15 protein-coding genes and 1 pseudogene are annotated in these 17,621 nt (G+C 70.1%); 8 read left to right on the top strand and 8 right to left on the bottom strand.

The window, feature by feature from the left end:
* Positions 1 to 4: 4 nt before the first annotated feature.
* Entirely contained in the window at positions 5 to 616 is a 612-nt protein-coding gene (locus ACO2Q0_RS06395; RefSeq protein ID WP_423350668.1) for a thioredoxin family protein, read from the top strand.
* Here the strand turns inward: ACO2Q0_RS06395 and ACO2Q0_RS06390 are convergent.
* Positions 594 to 764, bottom strand: a complete 171-nt coding sequence (locus ACO2Q0_RS06390; RefSeq protein ID WP_423351568.1) for a hypothetical protein — start codon at positions 762 to 764, stop codon at positions 594 to 596. The two genes, ACO2Q0_RS06395 and ACO2Q0_RS06390, sit on opposite strands and share 23 nt — an antisense overlap.
* On the opposite strand from ACO2Q0_RS06390, the gene pgi reads away from it, so the two are divergent.
* Positions 757 to 2,319 carry a glucose-6-phosphate isomerase gene (gene pgi, locus ACO2Q0_RS06385; RefSeq protein WP_423350667.1) on the top strand — a complete coding sequence of 521 codons (1,563 nt, stop codon included), beginning with the start codon at positions 757 to 759 and terminating at the stop codon, positions 2,317 to 2,319. The two genes, ACO2Q0_RS06390 and pgi, sit on opposite strands and share 8 nt — an antisense overlap.
* 3 nt (positions 2,320 to 2,322) lie before the next feature.
* Here pgi and ACO2Q0_RS06380 read toward each other — a convergent pair.
* Positions 2,323 to 2,431 (bottom strand): annotated as a pseudogene (locus ACO2Q0_RS06380) (hypothetical protein); the annotation flags it as partial.
* Positions 2,432 to 2,678: 247 nt separating this feature from the next.
* Between ACO2Q0_RS06380 and hisS the strand changes: the two are divergent.
* Genes hisS through hisG form a run of 3 tightly spaced genes read left to right on the top strand, consistent with a single transcriptional unit; the run spans position 2,679 to position 6,243 of the window.
* Entirely contained in the window at positions 2,679 to 4,151 is a 1,473-nt protein-coding gene (gene hisS, locus ACO2Q0_RS06375; RefSeq protein WP_423350666.1) for a histidine--tRNA ligase, read from the top strand.
* Positions 4,151 to 5,278, top strand: coding sequence for an ATP phosphoribosyltransferase regulatory subunit (locus ACO2Q0_RS06370; protein WP_423350665.1), 1,128 nt, complete (start codon positions 4,151 to 4,153; stop codon positions 5,276 to 5,278). Before hisS ends, ACO2Q0_RS06370 begins: the two co-directional genes overlap by 1 nt.
* Positions 5,275 to 6,243, top strand: a complete 969-nt coding sequence (hisG, locus tag ACO2Q0_RS06365) for an ATP phosphoribosyltransferase (RefSeq protein ID WP_423350664.1) — start codon at positions 5,275 to 5,277, stop codon at positions 6,241 to 6,243. Before ACO2Q0_RS06370 ends, hisG begins: the two co-directional genes overlap by 4 nt.
* 298 nt (positions 6,244 to 6,541) lie before the next feature.
* Here the strand turns inward: hisG and ACO2Q0_RS06360 are convergent, their stop codons facing one another.
* From ACO2Q0_RS06360 to ACO2Q0_RS06350, 3 genes are all read right to left on the bottom strand, one after another.
* Complete coding sequence (locus tag ACO2Q0_RS06360) at positions 6,542 to 8,608, bottom strand: M13 family metallopeptidase (protein ID WP_423350663.1); 2,067 nt, start codon at positions 8,606 to 8,608, stop codon at positions 6,542 to 6,544.
* An 82-nt stretch (positions 8,609 to 8,690) separates the two neighbouring features.
* A complete protein-coding gene (locus ACO2Q0_RS06355; protein WP_423350662.1) occupies positions 8,691 to 9,134 on the bottom strand; it encodes a copper chaperone PCu(A)C in 444 nt (147 codons plus the stop codon).
* A 140-nt stretch (positions 9,135 to 9,274) separates the two neighbouring features.
* Positions 9,275 to 9,700 carry a DUF2946 family protein gene (locus ACO2Q0_RS06350; protein ID WP_423350661.1) on the bottom strand — a complete coding sequence of 142 codons (426 nt, stop codon included), beginning with the start codon at positions 9,698 to 9,700 and terminating at the stop codon, positions 9,275 to 9,277.
* An 84-nt stretch (positions 9,701 to 9,784) separates the two neighbouring features.
* Here ACO2Q0_RS06350 and ACO2Q0_RS06345 point away from each other — a divergent pair, with 84 nt between their 5' ends.
* The 3 genes from ACO2Q0_RS06345 to ACO2Q0_RS06335 all read left to right on the top strand — a co-directional run bounded on the left by ACO2Q0_RS06345 (position 9,785) and on the right by ACO2Q0_RS06335 (position 14,029).
* The gene (locus ACO2Q0_RS06345) at positions 9,785 to 11,593 is read left to right on the top strand and encodes a cation:proton antiporter (protein WP_423350660.1); all 1,809 of its coding nucleotides are present in this window, start codon (positions 9,785 to 9,787) and stop codon (positions 11,591 to 11,593) included.
* Between the two features lie 571 nt (positions 11,594 to 12,164).
* Complete coding sequence (locus tag ACO2Q0_RS06340) at positions 12,165 to 13,361, top strand: OmpA family protein (protein WP_423350659.1); 1,197 nt, start codon at positions 12,165 to 12,167, stop codon at positions 13,359 to 13,361.
* Positions 13,362 to 13,477: 116 nt separating this feature from the next.
* Positions 13,478 to 14,029 carry a hypothetical protein gene (locus ACO2Q0_RS06335; RefSeq protein WP_423350658.1) on the top strand — a complete coding sequence of 184 codons (552 nt, stop codon included), beginning with the start codon at positions 13,478 to 13,480 and terminating at the stop codon, positions 14,027 to 14,029.
* Positions 14,030 to 14,360: 331 nt separating this feature from the next.
* Here the strand turns inward: ACO2Q0_RS06335 and ACO2Q0_RS06330 are convergent, their stop codons facing one another.
* The 3 genes from ACO2Q0_RS06330 to ACO2Q0_RS06320 form a co-directional block, all read right to left on the bottom strand.
* The gene (locus tag ACO2Q0_RS06330) at positions 14,361 to 14,537 is read right to left on the bottom strand and encodes a hypothetical protein (RefSeq protein ID WP_423350657.1); all 177 of its coding nucleotides are present in this window, start codon (positions 14,535 to 14,537) and stop codon (positions 14,361 to 14,363) included.
* Between the two features lie 61 nt (positions 14,538 to 14,598).
* Positions 14,599 to 15,408, bottom strand: coding sequence for a lipid A-modifier LpxR family protein (locus ACO2Q0_RS06325; RefSeq protein ID WP_423350656.1), 810 nt, complete (start codon positions 15,406 to 15,408; stop codon positions 14,599 to 14,601).
* 204 nt (positions 15,409 to 15,612) lie between these two features.
* Entirely contained in the window at positions 15,613 to 17,475 is a 1,863-nt protein-coding gene (locus ACO2Q0_RS06320; protein WP_423350655.1) for a ribonucleoside-diphosphate reductase subunit alpha, read from the bottom strand.
* Positions 17,476 to 17,621: the final 146 nt, after the last annotated feature.

The following is a 17,621-nucleotide window of genomic DNA, read 5'->3' as shown; positions in this document are numbered from 1 at the left end:
CCCCATGTTCCGAGTTGTCGCCCTCGCCGCCGCCGTCGCCGCCATCTCGGCGCCGGCCGTCGCCGCTCCGGTGATCGGCCAGCCGGCGCCCGCCTTCCAGGCCAAGGACGCCGACGGCAAGACCCGCTCGCTGGCCGAGTTCAAGGGCAGGACGGTGGTCCTCGAATGGACCAACAACGGCTGCCCCTATGTCCAGAAGCACTACAACTCGGGCGCCATGCAGCGCCTGCAAAGCCAGGCTGCCAAGGACGGCGTCGTGTGGCTGACCGTCGTCTCCTCGGCTCCCGACATGCAGGGCCATCTGGACGGCGCCGGCGCCAAGGCCTGGAAGGCCAAGGCGAAGGCGCACTCCACCGCCGTTCTGCTCGACCCGTCGGGCGAGGTCGGCCGCGCCTACGAGGCCAAGACCACGCCGCACATGTTCATCGTCGATAAGGCCGGCAAGCTCGCCTACATGGGCGGCATCGACGACAAGCCGTCGTCGGACCCGGCCAGCCTCAAGGGCGCGAAGAACTACGTCACGGCTGCCCTCGCCGACGTGAAGGCCGGCCGTCCCGTCGCCCAGGCTGCAACCAAGCCCTACGGCTGCAGCGTTAAGTACGCCTCGGCGGACTGATCAAATTCCACGTCATCCCGGGCGCCGAAGGCGACCCGGGACCCAGGGGCCGTCGTACTGCAGAACCGCCTGGATCCCGGCTCTCCGCTTCGCTGCGGCCGGGATGACGGCACGAGATTGAACTCTGGAGTCGTAGGACCTTGACCACCAACACCGACGCCGCCTGGCGCGCCCTGACGGCGGCGGCCGACGCCTGCGCCGAAAAGCCGATCGCCGGTCTTTTCGACGCCGAACCCAACCGGTTGCAGCGGCTGACGCTGGAGGCCGCCGGCCTCGTCCTCGACCTCTCGAAGCAGCCGTGGGACCGGGCCGCCGTCGACGCGGCCCTGGGTCTCGCCCGCGCCGCGGGCGTCGAGGCCGCGCGCGACCGCCTGTTCGCCGGCGAGATCGTCAACGCCTCGGAGAAGCGGCCCGCCCTGCACATGGCGCTCCGCGCCCCTGACGGCGCGGACTTCAAGGCGGACGGCGTCCCCGTCTCGCGCGAGGTCGAGGCCACCCGCGCCGCCATGCGCGCCTTCGCCGAGGCCATCCGCTCGGGCAAGAAGGTCGGCGCCACGGGCAAGCCGTTCCGCGCGATCGTCCACATCGGCATCGGCGGCTCCGACCTGGGCCCGCGCCTGATCTGGGAGGCGCTGAAGCCGCTCCAGCCGCAGATCGAGCTGCGCTTCGCCGCCAACGTCGATCCCAACGAACTCGCCCAGGCGCTCACCGGCCTCGATCCGGCCGAGACGCTGCTGGTCACGGTCTCCAAGACCTTCACAACCCTTGAGACCCTGGCCAACGCCGAGACCGCGCGCGCCTGGCTGCGCGAGACCCTGGGCCAGGCGTCCGACGCCCACCTCGTCGCCGTCTCCGCCGCTCCGGACAAGGCCAAGGCCTTCGGCGTTCCGGCCGATCAGGTGTTCGGCTTCTGGGACTGGGTCGGCGGCCGCTATTCCATCTGGTCGGCGGTCGGCCTCTCCTGCGCGATCGCGCTGGGATACGACGTCTTCCAACGCCTGCACGCCGGCGCCGCGGCCATGGACGCCCACTTCCGCGAGGCGCCGCTGGAGCGCAACGCCCCGGTCATGCTGGCGCTGGCCCACGTCTTCAACCGCAATGGCCTGGGCCGCCCCATTCGCGCGGTCGTCCCATACGCCCAGCGGCTTCGCCTGTTCGCCGCCTTCCTCCAGCAGCTCGAGATGGAGTCCAACGGCAAGCGGGTCACCGCCGACGGCCGTCCCGCGCCGCACGCCACCGCGGCGTCCGTCTTCGGCGACGCCGGCACCAACGGCCAGCACGCCTTCTTCCAGCTCCTGCACCAGGGGACCGACGTCATCCCCGTCGACATCCTCGCCGTGGCCCAGGGCTCGGAGGGCGATCCCGCCGCCCAGAAGAAGCTGCTCGCCAACGCCATAGCCCAGGCCGAGGCCCTGATGATCGGCCGCGCCATGCCGGACGATCCCCAGCGTCACTTCCCGGGAAACCGGCCGACCAGCTTCCTCCTTATCGAGCGCCTGACCCCCGAGGCGCTGGGCGCGCTCATCGCGCTCTACGAGCACAAGACCTTCGTCGAAGGCGTGCTCTGGGAGATCAACAGCTTCGACCAGTGGGGCGTCGAACTCGGCAAGACGCTGGCCGCCCGCGTCCTCGCCGACCTCGACGGCAGCGCGTCCAACCCCCACGACCCGTCCACCCAGGCCCTGATCGCGCGGCTGCGGTAGGCCCCACAGCACGTCATCCCGGACGGCCCAGGCCGATCCGGGACCCAGGCGCGGTGCGCACGGCCTCTGGGTCCCGGCTCTCCGCTTCGCTGCGGCCGGGATGACAGCAGGATGGAGGTCCGCTATACGCCGCCCGTCATGACGCGGTTCGCGCACCATCACGGCCATCACCACCATCCGACCCCGGCGGGTTCGGACGGCGGCCGCGTGGCTTAAGACGCACCGCCCCCGAAGCCCCGCCCAAGCGGACGGGGCCTCCTTGAGACAAGCGCCCGTCCGTCCCTCAGACTTCCCGAGAGACGACGATGACCGACCTTCCTGCCTTGAGTGACGCTCCCGCAGCCGGTAAGCGCCCGGGCATGTCCAGCGACGCGCCCCAACGCCCCGAAGCCCGAGCCCCGCGCGGGTTCGTCGACCGCCGCGCCCGCGACGTGGTCGCCGAGCGCCGCATCCTGGCCGCCGTCTCGGGCGTCTACGAGCAATGGGGCTTCGAGCCGCTGGAGACCGGCGCCTTCGAATATGCCGATGCGCTGGGCAAGTTCCTGCCCGACGCCGACCGCCCGAACGAGGGCGTGTTCGCCCTGCAGGACGACGACGATCAGTGGATGGCGCTGCGCTACGACCTGACCGCGCCGCTGGCGAGGTTCGCCGCCCAGAACTGGGAGACCCTGCCGAAGCCCTTCCGCCGTTACGCCTACGGGCCGGTGTGGCGCAACGAAAAGCCGGGCCCGGGCCGCTTCCGCGAATTCGTCCAGTGCGACGCCGACACCGTGGGCTCGGCCCGTCCCGAGGCCGACGCCGAGATCATCGCCATGGCGGTGCAGGGGCTGGAGGCCGCGGGCCTGCCGGCGGGCTCGGCGCTCATCAAGATCAACAACCGCAAGCTCCTCAACGGCCTGATGGCCGCCGCGGGCGTCACGGACGAGGGCCAGAAGCTCGGCGTGCTGCGCGCCGTCGACAAGCTGGACCGCCTGGGCCCCGACGGCGTCCGCCTGCTGCTGGGCGAGGGCCGCATGGACGAGAGCGGCGCCTTCACCAAGGGCGCGGGCCTGAACGCGGCGGCGGCCGAGCGCGTGCTCGCCTTCACCGCCGCCGGCGTCGGCGGCCGGGCCGAGACCCTGGCCAAGCTCGCCGACGTGGTCGGCGGCTCGGCGGAAGGCGACGAGGGCCTGGCCGAGCTGGCGGCCATCGATGCGGCGCTCACCGCGCTCGGCGTCGGTGCCGACCGCGCCATCGTCGATCCCGCCGTCGTGCGGGGCCTCGAGTACTACACGGGTGCCGTCTTCGAGGCCGAACTGCTGCTCCAGACGACGGACGAGAAGGGCCAGAAGGTCACCTTCGGCTCCATCGGCGGCGGCGGCCGCTACGACGACCTCGTGGCCCGCTTCACCGGCGAGCGCACGCCGGCCACCGGCTTCTCCTTCGGCGTCTCGCGCCTGGCCGCCGCCCTGCGCGCCGCCGGCCGCGACGCCGCGCAAGCATTCCGCGGCCCCGTGGTGGTCATCGCCTTCGACCAGGCCCGCATGGCCGACTACTTCGCCCTCGCGGGCGAGATCCGCGCCGCGGGCATCCCGGCCGAGGTCTATCTCGGCCAGTCAGGGATGAAGGCGCAGATGAAGTACGCCGACCGCCGCCTGTCGCCCGCCGCCGTCATCGTCGGCGAGGACGAGCTGGCCGCCGGCACAGTCACGGTGAAGGACCTCGACCTCGGCCGCGAACTCGCCAGCAAGGTCGCGGACAACGCCGAATGGCGCGAGCAGCGCCCCGGGCAGCAGACCATTCCGCGCGCCGATCTCGTCCCGGCGCTCCGCCGCATCCTGGACGCCGGCTGATGCGCGTCGAGCCGCCCGTTCCGGAGGCGGCGCTCGCCGCCATCCGTCAGCCCCTTGAGGCCGCCGGCGCGACCCGCGCCGATGCGCCCCTGCTCCAGCCGCTCAACCTGCTGCTCGATCTGGCGGGCGAGGCGATGCGCGCCCGGCTGTTCGTGGTCCAGGCCGAGGGCGGGGCCGAGGCCTGCCTCCGCCCCGACTTCACGGTCGCCATCGCCCGCCAGCACATCGAGGCCGGAGGCGGCGAGGGGCGCTACGCCTATGAGGGGACAGCCTTCCGCGCCTCGTCGGGCGCCGAGCGGCCGGAGGAGTTCCTGCAAGTCGGCCTGGAGCTGTTCTCGCCGGCCGGCGAGGCGACCGAGGCCGCCGACGCCGAGATCGCGGGCCTCGCCTGGCGCTCGGCCGTGGCCGGCGGCCGTTCCGACCTGACGCTCCGCCTGGGCGACGTCGGCCTCTTCGGCCCGTTCATCGAGAGCCTGTCGCTGGCGGACGCGCTGGCCGCCCGGCTGAAGCGCGTCGCCGGCCGCCCGCGCCTGCTGCAGGCCGAGCTGGCCCGCGTCGGCGAAGCCGCCCCGGCCCAGGGCGGTACGCTCGCGGGGATTCTCTCGGGCCTTTCGGAAGCTCAGGCCGGCGCCCTGCTGGAAGAGGTCTGGAGCCTCGCCGGCGTCGAGCCCGTCGGCGGCCGCGGTCCCGCCGAGATCGCCGCCCGGCTGGTCCGCAAGGCGGAAGCCGCCTCGGCGCCCGCGCTCACCGAAGAGCAGGCCGCCGCCATCCGCGCCTTCATGGCCATCGACGACGCCCCCGACGCGGCGCTGGCTCGCGTGGGCGAACTGGCCGGCCGCAAGGACCAGGCGCTGAAGGCCGCCCTTGCCGCCTGGGCGCGGCGGCTGGAGGCGCTGGCCAAGGTCGCCGATCCGCACCGCATGTCCTTCGCCCCCGCGCTCGGCCATGCCTTCGACTACTATGACGGTCTCACCTTCGAGGTGGTCTCGGACGCCCTGGGCGCCGATCGCCCGGTCGCCGTCGGCGGCCGCTACGACGGCCTCCTGGGCCGCCTGGGCGGCGGGGAAGGCCGGGCGGTGGGCTGCATGGTCCGGCCCTGGCGCGCGTGGTCGGAGGGCGAAGCATGAGCGACGAACTGATCATCGCCGTCCCGTCCAAGGGACGCCTGAAGGAGCAGGTGGAGGCCTGGCTCTCCGACAGCGGACTGTCGCTGAGCGTGTCCGGCGGATCGCGCGGCTACATGGCCGCCCTGAAGGGCGTAGACGGCGCCCAGGTCCGCCTGCTCTCGGCCCGCGACATCGCCGACGCGCTCGATGCGGGCGAGGTCCACCTGGGGATCACCGGCGAGGATCTGCTGCGCGAGCGCGGCGAGGATCTCAAGGCCCGCGTCCTGCTGCTGCGCGCCCTGGGCTTCGGCCGCGCCGACCTCGTCGTCGCCGCGCCCAAGAGCTGGCTCGACGTCGAGACGATGGCCGACCTCGAGGAGGTGGCGCACGAGTACCTCTCGCGCACCGGCCGCCGCATGCGGGTGGCCACCAAGTACCTGACCCAGACCCGCGCCTTCTTCGCCCGGCACGGCGTCGTCGATTACCGCATCGTCGAATCGGGTGGGGCGACGGAGGGGGCTCCGGCCGCGGGCTCGGCCGAGCTCGTCGTCGACATCACCACCACCGGGGCGACGCTCGTGGCCAACGGGCTGAAGGTGCTGGCTGACGGGGTCATCCTGAAGAGCCAGGCCCAGCTCGCCGCCTCGCTGCGCGCCACGTGGAGCGAGACGGCCCTGGCCGCCGCCGAGCGCCTGCTGCGCCTCGTGGAGGCCCGCGCCGCCGCCCTGCGTTCGGCGACGTTGATCTGGCCCGCTCGCGGCGACGCGGCCGAGGAAGGGGTGGTGGACGCCCTCGTGGCCCGCGGGGCTTCGCGGCGGCCGAACGGGCTCCTCGTCGATGTCGCGGGAATCGCCGACGCCGCCCAGGCGCTGACCGCGGCGGGCCTTGGCCCGGTGACCGCCGCGCGGCCGGAGTTCGTCTTCGACGTGCGCTGCCCGCCGTTCGACACCCTGAGGCGAGAACTTTTGACGGTTCCGTCAAAATAACGGCGTAAATTTTCTTACGATCGCGAAATTCTGATCGAAGCTTGCGGAGAACCTCTGCCTGGGCCGTTGACTCAGGGTGAAAATTGCCGTTCTGTCATCAGGCGAGAGACATGACGGCGTAAGTCCGAAGGTCTCCGGCGTTTCGGGGAGGAAACGCCCGCTCAATCAGAGCGACTGCTCAAGACGGCCCGCTGAGATTATCCCCCTCAGCGGGCCGAATCTTTTCTGGCAAGCCACAACTTTTGACGAAAGAGTCAAAAGACAATCCCTCCCCCGAAGGGGAGGGACCGGTCTCGCATCACCAAAGGCGAACGCGCTGTTCCGGCGGCACGTACATCGCCTGGCCGGGCTTCACGCCGAACGCCTCGTAGAAGGCGTCGATGTTCTTCATCGGCACCTCAACGCGGGCCTGCGGCGGCGCGTGCGGATCCGAGACCAGGATCTGCTTCATGAAGTCGTCGCGGTACTTGGCCCGCCACACCTGCGCCCAGCCCAGGAACACCCGCTGGTCGCCCGAGAGGCCGTTGATCGTCGGCGCGGGCTTGCCCTTCAGCGACAGGTGATAGGCGTCCAGCGCCAGCAGCAGCCCCGCCAGGTCGGCGATGTTCTCGCCCATGGTCAGGTCGCCGTTGATGCGCGCGCCCGGCAGGATCTCGGTCGCCTCGTACTGCTTGCCGAGCTTGGCCGCCTGGGCCTGGAACTTGGCCGCGTCCTCGGCGGTCCACCAGTCGGCGAGCCGGCCGTCCCCGTCCGACTTGCGGCCCTGGTCGTCGAAGCCGTGGCTGATCTCGTGGCCGATCACCCCGCCGATGCCGCCGTAGTTGATGGCCGGGTCGCCCTCGGGGTCGAAGAAGGGCGGCTGCAGGATGGCGGCCGGGAAGACGATCTCGTTCTTGGTCGAGGAGTAATAGGCGTTGATCGTCGGCGGGGTCATTTCCCACTCGTCGCGGTCCACCGGCTTGTCCAGCCGGTTCACCTGCCGGGCCCATTCGAAGGCCGAGGCGCGCTCCACGTTGCCGTAGAGGTCGTCGTCCTTCAGCGTCAGGCCCGAGTAGTCGCGCCACGTGTCGGGGTAGCCGATCTTCACCCGGAACTTGGCCAGCTTCTCGTGCGCCTTGGCCTTGGTGGCCGGGCTCATCCACTCCAGACGGTCGATGCGCGCGCCCATGGCGGTCTTCAGGTCGCCGACCAGGGCCTCCATCTTGGCCTTGGACTCGGCCGGGAAGTAGGCGTCGACGTAGAGCTTGCCCAGCGCCTCGCCGACGTTGTTGTCCACCAGGTTCACGCCGCGCTTCCAGCGGGGCAGCTGGGCCGGCGTGCCCGACAGCGTCTTCGAGCGGAACTCGAAGCGGGCGTTCACGAAGTCGTCCGACAGGTAGGGCGCCGCCTGGTCGGCGGTGGTGAAGGCCAGCCACGCCTTCAACGTGTCCACCGGCGTCTTGGCGTAGATCGCCGCGATCTTCGGGAAGGCGGTGTTCTCGGATGCGATCACCCGCTTGGCGCGGCCCAGGTCCGCGCCGGCCAGGAAGGCGTTCCAGTCGAAGCCCGGCGCGAAGCCCGGTAGCTGGCTCACCTCATAGCGGTTGTAGGTCTTGTCGTCGTCGCGGCGCTCGGCCCGGGTCCACGAGACCTTGGCGATCTCGGTCTCCATCTCGAGGATGGCCTTGGCGTGCGCCTGCGCGTCCGGCCAGCCGGCGAGCGTCAGGATCTTCGCCACATAGGCCTCGTAGGCCGCCTTCTGCGGCGCGAAGCGCTCGACGAGGTAGTAGTCACGGTCGGGCATGCCCAGGCCGCCCTGGCCCAGATAGACTGCGTACTTCAGCGGGTCCTTGGCGTCGTCATAGACTTGGGCCGAGAACACGCTCTGGCCGAAGCCTTTGGAGGTCTCGCCCATCAGCCGGGCGATGTCCGAGCGCGTCGCCGCCGCCCGCACCTTGGCGAGATCGGCCGCCAGCGGCTTGGCGCCCAGGGCGTTGACGCGGGCCTCGTCCATGAAGCTGCGGTACAGCGTCCCCACCTGGCCCTCGGCGCCCGACGCGTTCCGGTGGCCGGCGGCCTTCTCCACGACCGCGCGCATGCGCTCGCGCGAGAGCTCGTCCAGGGCGTTGAACGCGCCGTAGCTCGACCGGTCGGACGGGATCTCCATCCGGTCCAGGTACTTGCCGTTGGCGTAGCGGAAGAAGCCGTCGCCCGGCTTCACCGAAGTGTCCTGACCGCTGGCGTCGAAGCCCCACGGTCCCATGCGCGGCGCCTTAGTCAGGTCCTTGGGAACGGCCGTCGTCGCGGCGGTGTCGGCGGCGAAGGCGGCAGGCGCGGCGGCCAGCAGGGCGGCGGCCGCGCACGCGGCGAGCCAGGCGGTCTTCATGGGCAGTCTCTCTCGATGAGGCGTTTGGCGGCGACCATGCTCCCGGCCGCCGCCGCTTCGCTCGTTACATTTTGGTTAGATATCAGTGATGTGCGTGGCCGCTCGGCGGCGCGCTTACCCTCACCTCGAACTCGGCCTTCACCTTCGCCCCGCTGGCGAAGACCAGCGTCGCAGGCAGGCGGTCGCCCGTCTTCAGGGGCCGCTTCAGCTCCAGGAACATCAGGTGATAGCCGCCCGGTGCGAACAGCACGCGGCCGCCCGGCGCCAGGGCCACGCGCGGTTGCTTCTGCATGCTGCTCATCCCGCCGCTCATCATCGAGCGGTGGATCTCCACCGTCTTGGCCCAGGGGCTCTCCACGGCGGTCAGGGCGTCGGGCGCCTTGCCCGGGTTGGTCAGGGTCATGAACCCCGCACCCGTCATCCCGGCGGCGGCCGGCCGGCTCCAGGCGTCGGTCACAGCCGGGGCGGCCAGGGCGATGGACGGGGCGGCCAACGCCGCGGCGAGGGTGAGCTTCAGGAGGGCCATGTGACGGCTTTCGGCGAAGGGCGCCCGTCGCCGGGCAGGGACGCGGCGTCGCGGCCGCAGGCTATCCAGATCCATATGTGTCGTCTCCGAACGTGAGAGATGAGGCGCGGCGAGGCGGGCTCGCGGGCGCAGCGTCGTCGTCAGGCGTTCGGGGCAGGAGGTCCCTGGCCGAAGGGACGCGGCGGTCCCCGGGCGGGCGGCGGGCCCTGGATCGCGAGGCCTTGTGCGACATCGGCGGCGTAGGCGAAGCGCTTCGCGGCCCCCAGCAGCATCGGCGGCGCGAGCGCGGCGTCCGCGGGCGGGCAGGCGCAGTGGCCGCAGGAGCCGCTCGCATCGCCGCCAGGGCCGTCACGGGGCCCGTCGTCCGAAGCGTCGCCGGCGCCCGCGATCTGCAGGCCGTGGCTGGTGCAGATCGCCTGCTTGTCGCCGAAGGGCGCGCCGGGCCGGGCCGCCATGGCCGGCATGGCCGCCAGCAACTGGACCAGCAGGGCGAACACCGCCACGAGGGCGATCATCGCCCGGCGTTCGGTGCGCGCATCGACGGCCTGGTTCGGCGACGGTCCCACGGAACCTGCCTCTAAACCGAACCCGGGATTCCGCAAGCGCGTTGCGGGCGCCATACTCGCGCGCCAGTCCAACCGGGAGAGCGAATGGAAGGCCACGTCGAAGCCGGCGCCTACAAGGACGTCGTCCTGTTCCTCGCCACCGCCGGCGTCGTGGTCCCCCTGTTCCGCCGCTGGAGGATCAGCCCGATCCTCGGCTTCCTCGTGGCCGGCGTGCTCCTCGGACCCTATGGCCTGGCGCCGCTGGCCCGCGAGTTCGGCTGGCTGGAGATCATCACCATCGACAACCCGGCCGAGCTGTCCCAGCTCGCCGAGCTCGGCGTCGTCTTCCTGCTCTTCACCATCGGGCTGGAGCTGTCGTGGGAGCGCCTGCGGGCGATGCGCCGGCTGGTGTTCGGCCTTGGCGCCCTGCAGGTCGGCGTCTGCATCAGCGCGGCCGGCGCCGTGGCGCTGCTGGCGGGCCAACCCCTGGTCGCCGCCCTGGCGATCGGCGCGGCGCTCGCGCTTTCGTCCACCGCCATCGTCATGCCGATCCTGGCCGAACAGAAGCGCCAGCATTCCCAGGCGGGTCGGGCCACCTTCTCGGTTCTGCTGTTCCAGGACCTGGCGGTGGCGCCGATCCTCGTCACCCTCACCCTCCTGAGCCGGGGCGACCAGGACGCGCTCGGCCAGCGTCTGCTCTTTTCCCTCGCGCCCTCGGTTCTGGGCGTCGTCCTGCTGCTGGTCATGGGGCGCCTGCTCCTGCGGCCCATGCTGCGCTCGGTGGCCAAGGCCAAGAGCGAGGAGCTGTTCCTCGCCGCCTGCCTGCTGGTGGTCATCGGCGCGGGTCTGGTCAGCGCGCTCACCGGCCTTTCCATGGCGCTGGGCGCCTTCATCGCCGGCCTGCTGCTGGCCGAGACCGAGTTCCGCCACGAGGTCGAGGTGCGGGTGGAGCCGTTCAAGGGCCTGCTGCTCGGCCTGTTTTTCATCTCGGTCGGCATCCAGTTGAACGTGCCCCTGCTCCTGGAGCGGCCGGCGATTATCCTGGGTGCCGCCACGGCCATGATCGCCTTCAACACCGCGGTGGTCTTCGGCCTCGCCCGCCTCTTCGGCCTGAAGACCCGCGCCGCCGCCGAGGCCGCCCTGCTGCTCGCCGGGGCGGGCGAGTTCGCCTTCGTCATCCTGGGGCAGGCGATGAGCGGCGGGCTGGTGGAGCGCACGGCCGGCCAGACCGCGCTCGTGGCCGCCACCCTGTCGATGTTCTGCATCCCGCTGCTCGCCAATGTCAGCGTGCGCGTGGGCGGCCGCCGGATCGCCCCCTCCGAGCTCCCGCCCGAGCCCGAGCCCGAGCCCGGCCTGGGCCCGTCGGATGGCGAGGAGGATGCGGCCGAGCCCAAGGTGCTCATAGTCGGCTATGGTCGGGTCGGGCGGCTGGTCGGCGAGATGCTCAAGCGTCACCAGATCCCCTGGGTGGCCGCCGAGCTCGACCCGCGGCTGGTGGAACAGGGCCGCCGGGCCGGAGAGGCGATTTATTTTGGCGACGCCGCCCGTCCCGAATTTCTACAGCGCTGCGGCCTCGTCGACGCGCCGGCCGTGGTGGTGACGATGGACAACCCTGAGGGCGTCGAATCGATCGTCGCCGTCGCTCGTAGCCTCCGGCCTGACCTCACCATCGTCGCCCGGGCCCGCGACGCCCGCCACGCCCAGCGGCTTTACGACCTCGGCGCCACCGACGCCGTGCCCGAGACGGTGGAGGCCAGCCTGCAGCTTTCCGAGGCCGTGCTGGTGGAGATCGGCATCCCGATGGGGCTGGTGATCGCCTCCATCCATGAGCGTCGCGACGAATTCCGCGCGGCGCTCAATCGGCCAGACTCGATGGGCGGCCGGACTCGTCGCTTCCGCCGGGCTGGCGGGTAGGTGAAGGTCGCGGGACCGGTGCGGGCGGCCGGGTCGAAACGGCGCCTTCATTTCGGCGATGAAAAAAAATCTGTCAGCCGACGTTCATCTTCGGGAACTAAGCGTCACCATACCCGTTGAGGGCGAAGGCGCGACAGGGGCGCACAGGTCAGGCGAGGGGTTCATGTCGGCGGGAGGCCAGGCTTTCGAGCGCGCGGCCGCGGGTGCGGACCCGCTGCGCCAGCCTGCGTCTCTGTTGATGCTTCACAAATACTTCCAGTGGCTTCGGCCAGCATTCGACGGCTCGGGCGTAAAGCTTGGCCTTGAACAGCGGAGGTGTTCGAACTGAGATTTTCCGGCTGGCCGGGCGAAAGCCTGGTCTGCGGCCGGGTCGCTGGAGCGGGATTAACTCTCCCGACGACACCGATCACTGTTAAGGTGTTGTTCAGCGTCCTGGTGAAGGTCGGAAGAGGGGGGCCAGATTGGGGTGGGAGTGTGGCTTCGGCGACACTTACGCAATCCAACGGCCTTGTTATAAGAGCGGCTGGGTCGATTGGCCGCACCACCTGAGGGCAACGAGAGGGCTCTGATTATGAAGTTGAAACTCCTGGCAGGCGCTGCGATGGCTGCGGCCTTCGCCGCTTCCGCCGCGCAGGCGCAAGTCGGCTGGTACGGCGCCGTGGACCTTGGGTACCACTGGCCGCAAGAGTTCGAGCTCGAAAGCTCGAACAACGCCGCCAACGGCAATCCCTACATCTGGGATTTCAATCAGGAAGATGACTGGGCCGGGTTCGCCCGCCTCGGCTATCAGCTGACGGACAACTGGCGCGTCGAGCTCGAGCTCGGCTACCGCGGCGGCGACATCGAGTCGGTCCGCGGCGGTTCGAACCAGTCGGTCCTCGGCCTCTGCACCCCGGGCGTGACCCGGACGGCTGCGGCCCCGACCTGCGGTTCGCCGGACGGCGACGTGACCTCGTGGACGGTCATGGGCAATGTCATCTACGACATCCTCCCGGGCTCCACGATCAACCCGTTCATCGGCGGCGGCATCGGGATCAACCACGTCTCCATGGAGACGGTCGGTCAGTTCTCGAACATCCCGACGGCGATCACGGCCGCCAACCCGGCCATCCAGAACCTGACGATCGACGACGACGACACGGCCTTCGCCTGGCAACTGATCGCCGGTCTGGCCTGGAAGGCGACCGACCGTCTGAACGTCGACCTGACCTACCGCTACCTCGGCGGTTCGGATCTCGACTTCGCCTCGACCGGTTCGGCCGCTGGCGGCCTGCAGCCGGGCGTGTTCGGTGGCGAATACCGCGACTCGTCGGTGACGCTGGGCCTGCGGTACTCGTTCGCGGCTCCGCCGCCGCCGCCGCCGCCGCCCCCGCCGCCGCCGCCTCCCCCGCCGCCGCCTCCGCCCCCGCCGCCTCCGCCGGCGCCGGCCTACGAGGCCAAGCAGTTCATCGTCTACTTCCCGTTCGATCAGTACGTGCTGACGCCGGAAGCCCAGACGGTGGTCTCGGAAGCCGCGAACTACGCCAAGAGCGGCAACGCCACCCGCGTCGTGGTCGTCGGCCACGCCGACACCTCGGGCTCGCAGACCTACAACGTCCGCCTGTCGGAACGTCGTGCGAAGGCCGTGGCCGACGCGCTGGTCGGCTCGGGCGTGAACCAGACGGCCCTGTCGGTCGACTGGAAGGGCGAGACCATGCCCGCGGTCGCCACCGGCGACGGCGTGAAGGAACCGCTGAACCGCCGTTCGACGATCGACATCAACTTCTGATCTCGGTCGCCGACGACAGTCGGAAATTAAGCGAGGGCCCGGCGGCGACGCCGGGCCCTTTGCTTTGCGCAAAATAATTTTTGGCGTTCGTCGCTTTTCGTGTTCTACTTTTGTTCATGATCAGCGATGCCGACATGCTGGAAGAGATCGACGCCCGCCTCGCGGCGGTGGCCGACGTCCAGTTCGCGCTGATCCAGAAGATCCAGGGCCGCATCCAGGCTGCTGACGACGCCGCCGAGCTCCAGGCTCTGGCCGAGCCCCTCGACCGCTGCGCCCGTTCCATCCGCCTGACCTATGCGCTGCGCGTGAAGCTGCGGAAGGACATCCGTTCGCTCGACCGCGAGGAGACCCGCCGCGCCGAGAGTGCGGCCCGCGAAGAAGCCGAGCGGCCCTGGAACCGCATCCGCAACACCGTCCAGACGCTGACCTGGCGCGAGATCGACTGGGAGGAAGAGGACGAGGACGAGTTCGCCGAGAAGCTCGACCGCATCCTCGACTACGAAGCCCTAGACCCCGCCTTCATCCACCTGCCCCTCGAACAGCAGGTTGCCCGCGTGATCCGGGCCCTCGGCTTCAAGGCCGTCCTCTATCCTCCCCCACAGGGGGAGGGGGACCGCGAAGCGGTGGAGGGGGCTCAAACCCACTCCCCCTTCCAAAGCTCCGCCTGAACCCGCCGCCGCGGGGTTCAGCCACGAACAAACACGAACCAACACGAACGGTCTGGTTCGTCCTCGTCCCTCAGAGTTTCGGCCCTATCGCGCGCCGCCGGCGCGCCTTCCTCCCGAAGCGCATGCGCTTCCGGGCTCGCACCGCATGCGCCGACCCGTTCGTGTGCGTTCGTGTTCGTTCGTGGTTCAAAAATACGAAGCCGCTCGCACGCGGCCGCGCCCGCGCATCTGGATGGCCGAGACAAGCACGGCCACAACGGCTCGAGGGAGGTGTCGGCTCACGCCGACCCGTTCGTGTTCGTTCGTGGTCCGAGAGAGCAGCGCCGCCGGCTCACCGATCCTGCGACCGGCTCACCACCACGCCGACGCCAGCGCCCACCGCGGCGCCCACCGGGCCGCCGACCACCGCGCCCGCCACGGCCCCGGTCGCCGCCCGCTGCTCCACATTGTGTCCGCAGGCGCCCAGCAGCAGGGCCGCAGCCGAAAGGGCCAGGAGGAATCGCGCCATGAACAGCTCCGCTTCTCGATGCGAAGCCTGTCAGCCACAGGATTCGGACAGGTTTTCGGCGCTAGTTCTGCGGCCGGATCGAGAACGTGAACGCCGCCACCGTGTCGTCCCGGGTGTGCTGCCCGAAGACCATGTGGTTGCCCTTCACCTCGCGGTGGATGACCCCGAACGAGCTCTGCATGTCGCCCTTGCGCCAGCCGACGCCCACGTGGGCGTCGCCCACCAGCTCGCCGGTGTCGTCGGTGGTCCAGTCGCCGCGACTCCAGTCACCCTCGTTGCGCAGCATGTTCAGCCCGACGGCCCGGCCGCTTGCGGCGGCGAACAGGTACCAGCGGCCCTTGTCGCCGTACTCGGTCCCCTCGCGGACCCCGATGTCCTTCAGGGCCTCGACGGCCTGCTTCTCGCGCTTCTGGCCGACGGTCAGGGTCGCCCCCGCCTCGGCCGACCCGCCGCGCGAGCCCACGCCCACGCCGGCGTGCGGCGAGACGTCGAACTGCAGCTTGCCGTCGCTGAAGTTGATGGCGCGCGGCCACGAGCGGATCAGGGTGACGTCGTAAGCGCCGGTGTCGAACTCGTCGCGAAGCGCCGGCAGCGGCAGGCCCCTGAGGCTCTCGTCGACGCCGATACGAAGGGAATCGACCGCCCCGCCGCCGGCGGCCAGGGTGACCTCGCCGGAGCGCCGGCGCGTGACGCCCGCGTCCGGGGAATAGCTCTCGCGGTCGAGGAAGGCGGCGCTGGCCAGCCGGTCGGCCGCGCTTGCGACCAGCGGCTGCCCGCGGGGCGCGCCGATGGGCGCAAAGTCCTGGGCGGCGGCAGCGGTCGCTGCGCCACATCCCAGCACGACGGCCATGAAGACCGCTCGCCGCACCATGCGTCTCTCCCAGCCCGCCTTATGTGGCGGATCCTTGGCGGGCATACTTCCATGAATGGCGGCCGGCACAAGCCCAAAAGATCATTGCACTTTCCGGTCCGCCACGATCGGCTTGCGGCCTTAACCATCCAGCCAAAGGAAAAGGCTGGCGTTTCCGCCAGCCCCTGCCTTGAAGATCGGAGAAGGGTCTTCGGGTCGGCCGGCCTACTGGCAGGCTAGGCACTCTTCGTAGTCGGTCTTGGCCGCGCCGCTCATGTCGACGACCTCGGCCTTCTCGCCGCCGGCGTGAGCCGCGCGCTGCACCGACTTGGAGCGCAGGTAGTACAGCGACTTGCAGCCCCGCTCCCACGCCGTCCAATGCAGCATGTGCAGATCCCACTTGTCGACGTCGCCAGGCAGGAAGACGTTCACCGACTGCGACTGGCAGACGTCCGGCGTGCGGTCGGCCGCCAGTTCGATCACCCAGCGCTGATCGATCTCGAAGGCGGTCTTGTAGACGTCCTTCTCGTCCTGGCTGAGGAATTCGAGGTGCTGCACCGAGCCCTCGTTCTGCAGGATCGAGTCCCACACCTGCGGCGTGTTCTGGCCCTTCTCGTCGAGCAGGGCCTCCAGGTAGGGGTTCTTGACCGCGAAGGTGCCCGAAAGGGTCTTGTGGCTGTAGATGTTGGCCGGGATCGGCTCGATGCCGGCCGAGGTGCCGCCGCAGATGATCGAGATAGAGGCCGTGGGCGCGATCGCGATCTTGTGGCTGAAGCGCTCCATCACGCCCCGCTCGGCGGCGTCGGGGCAGGGGCCCCGCTCGGCGGCCAGGGTGCGCGAGGCCGCGTCGCATTGGCGGCGCAGGGTCTTGAAGAGGCGCATGTTCCAGCTCTTCGCCAGGGCGCTCTCGAACGGCACGTTCTGGGCCTGCAGGAACGAGTGGAAGCCCATCAGACCCAGGCCCACCGAGCGCTCGCGCTTGGCGGCATAGACCGCGTTCTTCATCTCGGGCGGCGCCCGCTGGATGAAGTCCTCCAGCACGTTGTCGAGGAAGCGCATGACGTCCTCGATGAACGTCGGGTGGTCGCGCCACTCCAGGAACTTCTCGGCGTTGACCGACGAGAGGCAGCAGACCGCGGTGCGCTCGGCGCCCAGGTGGTCCTTGCCCGTGTGCAGCATGATCTCCGAGCACAGGTTCGACTGGCGCACCGACAGGCCGAGCTCGCGCTGATGCTGCGGCATCGCCCGGTTCACGGTGTCGGAGAAGATCAGGTAAGGCTCGCCGGTCTGCAGGCGGATCTCGAGGATCTTCTGCCACAGCGAGCGGGCGTCCACCTCGCGGATCACCTCGCCGGTCTTCGGCGAGCGCAGGCCGAACATGGCGCCGTCGCGGACCGCTTCCATGAACTCGTCGGTGATCGACAGGCCGTGGTGGAGGTTGAGGCTCTTGCGGTTGAAGTCGCCCGAAGGTTTGCGGATCTCGAGGAACTCCTCGATCTCCGGGTGGTGGATGTCGAGATAGACCGCCGCCGAGCCGCGCCGCAGCGAGCCCTGGCTGATCGCCAGCGTCAGGCTGTCCATGACGCGGATGAACGGGATGATGCCGCTGGTCTGGCCCGCGCCCTTCACCTTCTCGCCGATCGAGCGGACGCCGCCCCAGTAGGTGCCGATGCCGCCGCCGTTCGAGGCGAGCGCCACGTTCTCGTTCCAGACGCTGACGATGCCGTCGAGGTTGTCGGGCACGGCGTTCAGGAAGCACGAGATCGGCAGGCCGCGCGAGGCGCCGCCGTTCGACAGCACCGGCGTCGCCGGCATGAACCAGAGGTTCGAGATGTAGTCGTAGATGCGCTGGGCGTGGTCCGCGTCGTCGGCGAAGGCCGTGGCGACGCGGGCGAACATGTCCTGGTAGCTTTCGCCCGGCAGCAGGTAGCGGTCTTCCAGCGTCGTCTTGCCGAAATCGGTCAGCAGCGCGTCGCGGCTGCGATCGACCTCGACCTTCCGCACCAGCTGGAGCTGCGGCTTCGCCGCCGCTTGCGGGGCCGCTCGTTCAGCACCTTCGGCAATCCCAACCTTCGCCGCTTCGCTCATCGTCCCTACTCAGCCCCTCGTCCCTACATCTTGTGGTTCAGCCCCCGAACCAGCCCACATATGGGGACACTAGGCTAATGACTCGTCAATGAGGCGACCCGTCCGCCCACAGCCTTTTTCGTAAACGAGACGTTAACGTTGGGCCT

This window comes from Phenylobacterium sp. VNQ135 (assembly GCF_049445735.1).
GTDB lineage: Bacteria > Pseudomonadota > Alphaproteobacteria > Caulobacterales > Caulobacteraceae > Phenylobacterium.
This window is presented reverse-complemented; position numbering and strand designations above follow the sequence as displayed.

Excerpts from the sequence above, each read along its gene's own strand:
- ACO2Q0_RS06395 (WP_423350668.1), top strand. The coding sequence starts at position 5 with ATGTTCCGAGTTGTCGCCCTCGCCGCCGCCGTCGCCGCCATCTCGGCG.
- hisS (WP_423350666.1), top strand. The coding sequence starts at position 2,679 with ATGTCCAGCGACGCGCCCCAACGCCCCGAAGCCCGAGCCCCGCGCGGG.
- ACO2Q0_RS06370 (WP_423350665.1), top strand. The coding sequence starts at position 4,151 with ATGCGCGTCGAGCCGCCCGTTCCGGAGGCGGCGCTCGCCGCCATCCGT.
- hisG (WP_423350664.1), top strand. The coding sequence starts at position 5,275 with ATGAGCGACGAACTGATCATCGCCGTCCCGTCCAAGGGACGCCTGAAG.
- ACO2Q0_RS06360 (WP_423350663.1), bottom strand. The coding sequence starts at position 8,608 with ATGAAGACCGCCTGGCTCGCCGCGTGCGCGGCCGCCGCCCTGCTGGCC.
- ACO2Q0_RS06355 (WP_423350662.1), bottom strand. The coding sequence starts at position 9,134 with ATGGCCCTCCTGAAGCTCACCCTCGCCGCGGCGTTGGCCGCCCCGTCC.
- ACO2Q0_RS06345 (WP_423350660.1), top strand. The coding sequence starts at position 9,785 with ATGGAAGGCCACGTCGAAGCCGGCGCCTACAAGGACGTCGTCCTGTTC.
- ACO2Q0_RS06340 (WP_423350659.1), top strand. The coding sequence starts at position 12,165 with ATGAAGTTGAAACTCCTGGCAGGCGCTGCGATGGCTGCGGCCTTCGCC.
- ACO2Q0_RS06335 (WP_423350658.1), top strand. The coding sequence starts at position 13,478 with ATGATCAGCGATGCCGACATGCTGGAAGAGATCGACGCCCGCCTCGCG.
- ACO2Q0_RS06330 (WP_423350657.1), bottom strand. The coding sequence starts at position 14,537 with ATGGCGCGATTCCTCCTGGCCCTTTCGGCTGCGGCCCTGCTGCTGGGC.
- ACO2Q0_RS06325 (WP_423350656.1), bottom strand. The coding sequence starts at position 15,408 with ATGGTGCGGCGAGCGGTCTTCATGGCCGTCGTGCTGGGATGTGGCGCA.
- ACO2Q0_RS06320 (WP_423350655.1), bottom strand. The coding sequence starts at position 17,475 with ATGAGCGAAGCGGCGAAGGTTGGGATTGCCGAAGGTGCTGAACGAGCG.